This window comes from Methylocella sp., from assembly GCF_041905455.1.
Taxonomy (GTDB): domain Bacteria; phylum Pseudomonadota; class Alphaproteobacteria; order Rhizobiales; family Beijerinckiaceae; genus Methylocapsa.
Window position 1 is genome coordinate 41901 of record NZ_JAYRLA010000019.1, and the last position, 8703, is coordinate 50603.

The window sequence follows — 8703 nt, forward strand, 5'->3', positions numbered from 1 at the left end:
ACATGGGAGCCACAGATGTCGATCAGCGCCGTAAGCGCACTTTCCGCGTCGGCCTCGGCCGTCAGCACGAATTCGGCCAAGGCTTCGGCCACGGTGGACTACAACCAGTATCTCAACCTGCTCGTCACCCAGCTCAAGAACCAGGATCCGACGAGCCCGACCGATCCGACGCAGTACATGAGCCAGCTCGCCTCCTTCTCGGCGGTCGAGCAGCAGATCAAGACCAATTCCTCGCTCGACTCGCTGATCGCCACGCAGGCCGGGACGCTGATCGGGCGCACGGCGACGTCGGCCGACGGATCGATCTCGGGGATCATCGTCGCGGTGACGACCGGCGAGGGCGGGGCCGCGGTCGCGACGCTCGCCAACGGCTCGAAGATCGCGCTCGGCTCCGGCGTCACGATCAGCATCGCATGAACGAGGCCGACGCCCTCGAGATCCTGCGCGCGGCGATCTGGACGATCCTCGTCGGCTGCGGCCCCGCCGTCGCCGCCGCGATGATCGTCGGCCTCGTGATCGCGCTGCTGCAGGCGTTGACGCAGATCCAGGAGACGACGCTCACTTTCGTCCCCAAGATCGTCGCCGTCTTCGTCGCCCTGGCGCTCGGCGCCCCGTTCATGGGGGCGCAGCTCTACGCCTTCGCCGAACAGGTCTACGCCCGCATCGAGAAAGGGTTCTGACGCGCAGCCGCACGTTTCCGGCGCGCTACGATTTCTTAGCGCCTTCGACCTAATCTCGCCGGAAACGGGCGCGAAAAGCGCCGCAGGCGAATGCGGGCGCGCTCGAGCGAGCCTGCGCGTTTCGCGTCCGGCGTTGATCTTGAAGGCCGTTCGTCGGCGGCGCCATGGAGGAGCTGATGCAGGGTTTCAGAACGAAGGCGCTGAGCGCGGCGCTTGCGGCGGGCCTCTCCGCCGGCGCGATGGCGGCGACGAGCGCGCCGGCGGCGGCCGACGACGCCGGCGCCGTCGCGGCGGGGATGATCGGCGGCCTCGCGCTGGGAGCCATCGCCGGGAGCGCGATCGCGAGCCAGAACGCCTATCCGCCGCCTCCGCCGCCCTATTACGGCCCGGCCTATTATCCGCCGCCGCCTCCGCCGCGCTGCTGGCTTGAGCCGCAGGCGGTTTGGAACGGCTACGCCTACGTCTACCACCGGGTGCGCGTCTGCCAGTAGCGTCGCGGCGCGGCGGCCTCAGGCCGCCTCGGCGCCGGCGTCCTTCGAGTCCGGGGCCCTGGAGTCGGGCAGCAGAAAGACGCCGATGACGAAGGTCGTCGCCGCGACGGCGATCGGATACCACAGGCCGGACAGAAGATTTCCGGTGTGCGCCATGATCGCGAAGGCGACCGCCGGGGTCACGCCGCCGAACCAGCCGTTGCCGATGTGGTAGGGCAGCGACACCGACGTGTAGCGCACGCGCGCGGGGAACATCTCGACGAGGGCGGCGGCGAGCGGCCCGTAGACCATCGCCACGAACAGGACGAGCAGGAATAAAAGCCCGATGATCTCGGCGGGCTGCGCCCGCAGCACGTCGAATGGATGGGCGACGCGGACGGCCGTCTGCGCGTCTAGCGGCGGATAGCCGGCCGCCTCCAGCGCGGCGAAGATCTTGTCGAGGAGCGCCGCGCGGGCCGCCGGCGGGTCTTCGACCGCCGCGGCGTCGAAGGCGGCGATCTCCACCGGCTTTTCCTTCGCGTCGGGCTGCCTGGCGGCGATCCTGACGACGGCGGGAACGCCGGGCGGACCGGCGACGCGCCGGAACTCGACCGAATGGCTCGACAGGAGCTCGCGCGCCACGTCGCAGGAGGTGGTGGGCCGCTTGGCGTCGGCGAGGCTCAGCAATTCGCCGCAGCCCGCGGGATCGGCGACGACCGTGACGGCGACGGCCCGATGGGCGTGGGCCAGCGCCGGATTGGCGATCTCGGCGATTTGCGCGAACACCGGCGCAGCGCCAAGGGCGAAGGCGAGGCAGCCGAACATCAGGATCGGCTTGCGGCCAATGTGGTCCGAGGCGACGCCGAACGCCACGAAGAATCCGCTGGCGAGGGCCATCGCCCAGGCCATCAGGACCATCGCGGTGAAGGCGTCGACCCGCAGCGTCGACTGCATGTAGCTCAGCGCATAGACTTGGCCCGCGTACCAGACGACGCCCTGGCCCATGGTGAGGCCGAACAGCGCGACGAGCACGCGACGCAGATTGCGCCAGTTTCCGAAGGCGTCGCGCAGCGGCCGGCGCGAGGCGCGCCCCTCCGCCTTCATGCGCGCGAACACGGGCGATTCATTGAGGCTGAGGCGGATGAACAGCGAGAGGCCGAGCAGGCCCGCCGACAAAAGGAACGGCGCGCGCCAGCCGAAGCTCGCGAAGGCGGCCTCGCCGAAGAGCCAGCGCGTCGTCAGCACGACGACGATCGAGACGAACAGGCCGAGCGTCGCCGTGGCCTGGATGAAGGAGGTGAACAGCCCGCGCCGCCCTTCCGGCGCATGCTCGGCGACGAACACCGCCGCCCCGCCGTATTCGCCGCCGATGGCGAGGCCCTGCAGCAGCCGCGCGACGATGAGCAACGTGGGCGCGGCCGTTCCGATGAACGCGTAGCCGGGCAGCAGGCCGACGAGGAAGGTCGCGCCGCCCATGATCAGGATGGTCAGCAGGAATGTGTATTTGCGGCCGACGAGGTCGCCGAGCCGGCCGAAGACAAGCGCGCCGACCGGGCGCACCAGAAAGCTGCAGACGGCGGCGAGGAGGATGAAGAGCTCGGCCTTCCACGCCGGCAAGTGGCCGAAGAAATGCGGGCCCATGACGCCGGCGAGCGTCAGATAGAGGTAGAAGTCGTACCATTCGAAGACCGTGCCGAGGCCGGAGGCGAAGATCAGCCTCTTCTCGTCGCGCGTCATGCTGCGCGGGGCGGCCCCCTTCTGCGTGGGGATGGACGCGATCGCCATGTCAGCCCTGGCCGTTGGCGCCGTCTGGCGCTGCGCCGGCGAGGAGCCGGACGCCGCCAGCAAATGGCGGCGGCGAAGGTTTGTCAATCGGCGCGGGCTGCGCGCCGCCCGCTTCAGGGCGCGGCGCCGCTCTCCTCGCGCCGCGCCCGCGCGCCGGGGAAGCGCGCCGCGAGGCCGTCGAGAATCTTCTGGCGAACCGTGCGGTAGGCGTTGACGATCCCGAGGCGCGGCGGGCGCGCGGCGAGCGCATAGAGCTCTTCCTCCCACGCCCGCCATGGGGCGCGCATGATAGCGTAGCGCCGCCCTGCGCAGTCCGGCTGCGTCAGCCGGTCGAGCGCGTCCTTGACGCTCTGATAGACGAAGGCCGGATCGCCCTTGAGGTCGTTCAGGACCATGGATGCGCTGCGCGGCTGGTTGCTTGGATGGACGATCGCGGCGAGGATGGCGCGCATCCGGTCCCTGTCGAGGACGACGCGGGTCGCTCCGTCCTTCGTCTCGACGAGGCAGGGGACGTCGGCGAAGCCTTCGATCTGGTCGCGCCGGATGAGGTCGGAAAGGATCGCCGCGTCCACGAAGTCGAGCGCCAGGCGCTTGGCGCCGATGAGTGGAAAGGAGGTGGCGAGCAGCCTGAACGCCCAGTATTGGACGAAGTTCGTGATGTTCGCCTCGATGAGGGCGGTCGTCGTCTTGTCGTAGCGCCGCGCGATGCGCGGGCGCAGCCGATCGAAGGCGTCCTGGCTGATGCGCGGCCACTGCGGCGCCGCGACCTCCTCCTGCGCCGAGCCGACGAGGGGGATGAGGCAGACGCGCGCGGCTTTCGTCGCCGCGTGCGGCGCGGCGTCCGTTTGCGGGAGGGCGAGCGCCCTGAAGGCGGTTTTCGCCGCGTCGGACGATGCGGCGATCAGCGGATTGACGCCGGGAAGCGCGAAATAGGTTTGCAGAAAACGCTGGCAGTTGCGCCGGCCGAGCTGGAAGTCATGGTCGCGGAACTCGCGCGCGACGAAGCCGCCGAAGCCGCCGAGAAGCCCGCTGGCGATGGCGTAGCGGGCGTCCAGCTCTTTTTCTCTTCCCGTTTCGTCGAGCATGCGGTCGCCGGCCGCGTCGCGCGCGATCTCGATGCGGCTCGGGGCGATCAGATAGCGGCTCGCATGATCCGGCTTCAGCGCGAGCGCGAGCTCGCCGGGCTTGAAGCGCGCCTGATCGATCAGCGATGGCATCAGGCGCCGGAAGACGCTGACGACATCCGGCGCGGGCATGCCCTGCGCCAGCGGCGGCTTGGGCTCGGCGAAGGGCGAGATCATGATCACCGCCCGGTCGGCGCTTGCGGGATCGGGATCGTTGCGCGGCTTGAGGTCAGCCTTCACCCCGAAGCGCGCATATTCGAACGGGTCGTTGTCGATCGTCCCGCCGTCCGCCGTCATGAACGGAAAGTCGCCCTTCGCCGCCCAGTTCGGCTCGATGATCGGCGTGTCGGCGAGCGCCTCGTCCGGATAGCGGCGGAACCTGCCCTGCGCGTCGACGCCGTAGTCGGCCGTCGTCGCGAAAACGTGGCGCGCGCTGAGGCCGACGGGGAATGCGGCCGAGGCCAGCGCGCATATGGTGAAATCCTTCCAGGCGTCGCGTTTCGCCGCCGCGTCCGCGACGGCCGCGGCGATCTGCGCGTCGGAGGCCGGCGGCGCCGGCGGGGGAGGAGGCGCGAGCCAGGCCGCCGCGAGCCCGGCGCCGAGGTCGCCGTCGCAGAAGACGCTCTGCGTCCTCCAGCCGCCGAGCCCCGTCACGATGAAATGCGCCCGGTCGCCATGCGAGAGCATGTGATAGTCGCCGCCGGTGAAGGCGAGGCGGTAGGGCACGCCGCGCAGATTGGTCAGCGTGAAATAAAGATGCAGGTTCTCGGACAGATACGCGCGCGGGGCGCGCACGGCCGCGACCTTCAGCGCGTCATGGGCGATGGCGTCGAGCAGGCGCGAATTCAGAAGCGACATCGCCGGAGGACCCTTCTTGTCCTGCTCCTGCCTGATTTTGCTCGATGCGAAATAATCCTCGTCGGGCTTCGGCCAGGCGCCGTCGAGGTCGCCGGTCGAGAGGAAGTCGACTTCGCCGGCGGCGTCGGCGCAGAGCTGCACCTTCTCGACCCAGGCTTCGTAAAGCTTGGGCAGCCAGCACTGGATCCCGCCGTTGGGAAAAAGGCGCGGCGTCCGCCCCTCGTCGGCCAGGGCGACGGCGCCGATCGCCCCCGTGATCGCTCCCGCCGAGGCGCCCGAGATCACCTTGATTCCGAGAAAATGATCGGGCAGCGCCGCCGCGTCGAGGCCGGGAATCCCGCCCCGCTTCGCGCGCTCCCATTCGTCGAGCGCCTGGATGAGGAAATCGAATACGCCGGCCGTGTAGGCGCCGGCGGAGATGGCCCCCGACATGGTCAGGCCGAGATGGAATTCGCGCGTCGGCGCGGCGTCGGACGTCATGGGGTCCTCCGGAAATCGAACTTGAAAGGAAATCGCTTTCGTCGAAATGCGGTCTTGGCCGCATAAACGTCCGGCGGCCGATTCGACTATCCTCCCGCTCGCCCCGGCGCGCAAGATCGGACGGCGCCTGGCGGCCTCGCGGCGGCCTGGCGCGCCGCGCGCTCCGACCTCGCCCCCTCGCGCTCGCCGGGGGTCTTATCGGGTTCGTCGCCTTCGCCCCGCGGGGCCGGTTAGCCGCCGCGCACCAGCCGCAGGAACTCCTCGCGCGTGCGCAGGTCGTCGCGCAGCACGCCGCGCAGGCGGCTCGTCGTCAGCGTCGACCCGGTGGTCTTGACGCCGCGCAGCGACATGCAGCTATGCTCCGCCTCGATCACGACGCCGACGCCCTGCGGCTGCAGAATGTCGGAGATTGCGTCGGCGATCTCGGCCGTCAGCTTCTCTTGGATCTGCAGGCGGCGCGCGAAGCCGTTGACGACGCGCGCGAGCTTCGAGATGCCGACGACGCGGTCGTTCGGCAAATAGCCGATATGGGCGCGCCCGATCACCGGCAGCATGTGATGCTCGCAGAAGCTGACGATGCGGATGTCGCGCAGCACGATGAGCTCGTCATAGCCGCCGACCTCCTCGAACGTGCGCTCGAGATAGTCGCGCGGGTTTTCGTCGTAGCCCGAGAACAGCTCCTTGTACGAGCGCGCGACGCGCTTCGGCGTGTCGACGAGGCCCTCGCGGTCCGGATCGTCGCCGGCCCATTCGATCAGCAGGCGCACGGCGGCTTCGGCTTCGGCGTCCGTCGGCTTTCCCATTTTGCGCTCTCCTCAGGTCTGCTGCGCGATTCGGCGGTCTTTGCGCCATCTTGCCTGAAACGGCGCCTTAAGCCAGACGGGCGCCTTGCGCGCGCCGGCGGCGCGGTCCAGATTGCCGCCGTCGTCGCGCAGGCGATTTTCGCCGCAGGCCGGGGCGCACGGGAGAACGGGATGAATCATCAAGGCGTCGTGCGGGGCGTCGTCCTATTGGGCGCGGCGCTGGCGCTGTCCTGCGCGCGCTCCCCGGCGTGGGCCGCGGCGGACGAGGCGCCGAGGTTCGACGTCGCGAAAACCTGCCGCGCGGCGGCCGATCTCGGCGGCGGCGTCGACGCCAAGCTCGCCTACCAGGGCTGCATGCAGGACGAGAACGACGCGCGGGCGACGTTGCAGCGCAACTGGTCGCGCTACAAGCGGGAGAACCGCGACACCTGCCTCGCGCAGGGCCTTGAGCCGATCCCGAGCTATGTCGAAATCCTCACCTGCATCGAGATGTACGACGAGGCCGGCGCGCTGAACCGGCGCACCGGCGGGACGCCAGCCCCGACGCCGGCGCGCTGAGCGCAGGCGTCGCCCGATGGGGCGGCCATTCCGCGGCGCAAGCGTTGCAGGAGCGGGACGTTTCAGGAGAGAGACGCGCAACAGGCAAAGGCGAGGATGCGACGCATCTCGCCTTCGCCCGGCTTTAGATCCATCCTCGCCGCGCCCCGTGTCCGTCCGCTCGACGCAGGAACAAACGCCGCCTCGACTGGCGCGGCCGTGTGGTCGACGTCCTCCCGGACTTGGACAATGCGCCGCAGGAATGCGCCGCAGGAAAGCGACGCGCGCGTTGGGCGCAAAAACGAGATAAACGACCTGCGCGCGATTGTCACGCCGATTTTAGGTGGAAATTCATGAATTGGAGGCAATTTGGCAAGAATTTATGTTGCGTCGCAATACGATGCGGGAGCCGCGCCTTGAGGCAAATTGACCTCGCCCGCGCATGTCTCTAACAGCATGACGCGGCCGCGGACGCTACGCCTCAGGCGCCGGCGCGCCTTCCCGAGCGCCGCGCCGGCGCCCCTCCTGCCCATCGACCTCGCATGGCCGTCTACACCGAAGTCTCGCAGACCGACCTCGCCGCCTTCCTCGCCGAGTACGACATCGGTCCGGCGCGCGCGCTGAAGGGCATCGCCGAAGGCGTCGAGAACTCCAATTTCCTGCTCACCACGCCGGTCGGAGCCTTCATCCTCACGCTCTACGAAAAGCGGGTGGACGAAGAGAGCCTGCCCTTCTTCCTCGGCCTCATGAATCACCTCGCCGCGCGAAAAATCACCTGCCCGGAGCCCGTGCGGATGCGCTCCGGAGCGGCGCTCGGCCGGTTGATGGGGCGGCCGGCGGCGATCGTCACCTTCCTCGAGGGCGTGTGCCGCGACCGCCCGTCGAGCGCCGACTGCGCCGAGCTCGGCGCGACGCTGGCGCGGCTCCATCTCGCCGCGGCCGACTTCAAGGGGGCGCGCGCCAACGCGCTCGGGGTCGAGGCCTGGGGGCCGCTGTTCGCGCCGGTCGCCGCGCGGGCGGACGGCTTGCGCCCGGGGCTCAAGGCGGCGATCTCGGCCGAGCTCGCCTTCCTTGAAGCGAACTGGCCGTCGGGTCTGCCGCGCGGAATCATCCACGCCGACCTCTTTCCCGACAACGCCCTGTTCCTCGGCGACCTTCTGTCCGGGGTGATCGACTTCTATTTCGCCTGCGTCGACTTTCTCGCCTATGACCTTGCGATCTGCCTCAACGCCTGGTGCTTCGAGCCGGACGGCGCCCTCGACGTCTCCCGCGCGCGCGCCATGTTCGAGGCCTATCGCGCGCTGCGTCCGCTGACGGGCGAGGAGGCGGCGGCGCTGCCGACGCTTGCGCGCGGCGCCGCGCTGCGCTTCGCCCTGACGCGCCTCGTCGACTGGCTGAACGTGCCGCCCGGAGCGCTCGTCACGCCGAAGAATCCGCTCGAATATGTCGGCAAGCTCGAATTTTTGCAGCGCGTGCGCGGGGCGCGCGAGCTGGGGCTTGGCGCGTGAGCGAGGCGCGGAAAGAGGGAGCGCCCGTGGTCGTCTTCACCGACGGCGCCTGCTCGGGCAATCCCGGTCCTGGCGGCTGGGGCGCGGTGATGACCTGCGGCGTCCGCCGCAAGGAGATTTCGGGAGGGGAGCCGTTCACCACCAACAACCGCATGGAGCTGACGGCGGCGATCATGGCGCTCGAGGCGCTGACGCGGCCGGCGCGCGTCGCGATGCACACCGACTCGAACTATGTGAAAGGCGGCGTCACGTCATGGCTCGCCGGCTGGAAGCGCAACGGCTGGCGCACCGCCGACAAGAAGCCGGTGAAGAACGCCGAGCTCTGGCTGCGGCTCGAGGCGGCCGCCGCGCCGCATGAGGTCGAATGGCGCTGGGTCAAGGGCCACGCCGGGAACGAGTTGAACGAGCGCGCCGACGAGCTCGCCCGCCTCGGCATGGCGCCGTTCAAGCCGGGCCGG

General features: G+C 69.6%; 9 protein-coding genes. 6 read left to right on the forward strand and 3 right to left on the reverse strand.

What is annotated here, in order from left to right; genetic code table 11:
• Positions 1–15: 15 nt before the first annotated feature.
• From flgD to ACE3OG_RS14180, 3 genes are all read left to right on the forward strand, one after another.
• Positions 16–417 (forward strand): flagellar hook assembly protein FlgD, encoded by a 402-nt coding sequence (flgD, locus tag ACE3OG_RS14170; protein WP_374309755.1) that lies wholly within the window; start codon positions 16–18, stop codon positions 415–417.
• Complete coding sequence (gene fliQ, locus ACE3OG_RS14175; RefSeq protein ID WP_374309757.1) at positions 414–680, forward strand: flagellar biosynthesis protein FliQ; 267 nt, start codon at positions 414–416, stop codon at positions 678–680. The genes flgD and fliQ overlap by 4 nt, the downstream gene beginning before the upstream one ends.
• A 176-nt stretch (positions 681–856) precedes the next feature.
• The gene (locus ACE3OG_RS14180) at positions 857–1171 is read left to right on the forward strand and encodes a hypothetical protein (protein WP_374309759.1); all 315 of its coding nucleotides are present in this window, start codon (positions 857–859) and stop codon (positions 1169–1171) included.
• Between the two features lie 18 nt (positions 1172–1189).
• Here the strand turns inward: ACE3OG_RS14180 and ACE3OG_RS14185 are convergent, their stop codons facing one another.
• From ACE3OG_RS14185 to folE, 3 genes are all read right to left on the reverse strand, one after another.
• Positions 1190–2935: an MFS transporter gene (locus ACE3OG_RS14185; protein WP_374309761.1), complete on the reverse strand. Its 1746-nt coding sequence runs from the start codon at positions 2933–2935 to the stop codon at positions 1190–1192.
• Between the two features lie 113 nt (positions 2936–3048).
• Entirely contained in the window at positions 3049–5397 is a 2349-nt protein-coding gene (locus ACE3OG_RS14190; protein ID WP_374309763.1) for a hypothetical protein, read from the reverse strand.
• 230 nt (positions 5398–5627) lie between these two features.
• Positions 5628–6200: a GTP cyclohydrolase I FolE gene (gene folE, locus ACE3OG_RS14195; protein WP_374309765.1), complete on the reverse strand. Its 573-nt coding sequence runs from the start codon at positions 6198–6200 to the stop codon at positions 5628–5630.
• 171 nt (positions 6201–6371) lie between these two features.
• On the opposite strand from folE, the gene ACE3OG_RS14200 reads away from it, so the two are divergent.
• From ACE3OG_RS14200 to rnhA, 3 genes are all read left to right on the forward strand, one after another.
• On the forward strand, positions 6372–6758 hold the full coding sequence (locus ACE3OG_RS14200) for a hypothetical protein (RefSeq protein ID WP_374309767.1): 387 nt from the start codon (positions 6372–6374) through the stop codon (positions 6756–6758).
• Between the two features lie 521 nt (positions 6759–7279).
• Positions 7280–8245 (forward strand): homoserine kinase, encoded by a 966-nt coding sequence (gene thrB, locus ACE3OG_RS14205; RefSeq protein ID WP_374309769.1) that lies wholly within the window; start codon positions 7280–7282, stop codon positions 8243–8245.
• Positions 8246–8271: 26 nt separating this feature from the next.
• Positions 8272–8703: ribonuclease HI (gene rnhA / locus ACE3OG_RS14210; RefSeq protein ID WP_374309771.1), on the forward strand; the 432-nt coding region annotated here is incomplete at its 3' end.

What these genes read in the sequence shown, in the direction of transcription:
- flgD (WP_374309755.1), top strand. Translation starts at nt 16, where the DNA reads ATGTCGATCAGCGCCGTAAGCGCACTTTCCGCGTCGGCCTCGGCCGTC.
- fliQ (WP_374309757.1), top strand. Translation starts at nt 414, where the DNA reads ATGAACGAGGCCGACGCCCTCGAGATCCTGCGCGCGGCGATCTGGACG.
- ACE3OG_RS14180 (WP_374309759.1), top strand. Translation starts at nt 857, where the DNA reads ATGCAGGGTTTCAGAACGAAGGCGCTGAGCGCGGCGCTTGCGGCGGGC.
- ACE3OG_RS14185 (WP_374309761.1), bottom strand. Translation starts at nt 2,935, where the DNA reads ATGGCGATCGCGTCCATCCCCACGCAGAAGGGGGCCGCCCCGCGCAGC.
- ACE3OG_RS14190 (WP_374309763.1), bottom strand. Translation starts at nt 5,397, where the DNA reads ATGACGTCCGACGCCGCGCCGACGCGCGAATTCCATCTCGGCCTGACC.
- folE (WP_374309765.1), bottom strand. Translation starts at nt 6,200, where the DNA reads ATGGGAAAGCCGACGGACGCCGAAGCCGAAGCCGCCGTGCGCCTGCTG.
- ACE3OG_RS14200 (WP_374309767.1), top strand. Translation starts at nt 6,372, where the DNA reads ATGAATCATCAAGGCGTCGTGCGGGGCGTCGTCCTATTGGGCGCGGCG.
- thrB (WP_374309769.1), top strand. Translation starts at nt 7,280, where the DNA reads ATGGCCGTCTACACCGAAGTCTCGCAGACCGACCTCGCCGCCTTCCTC.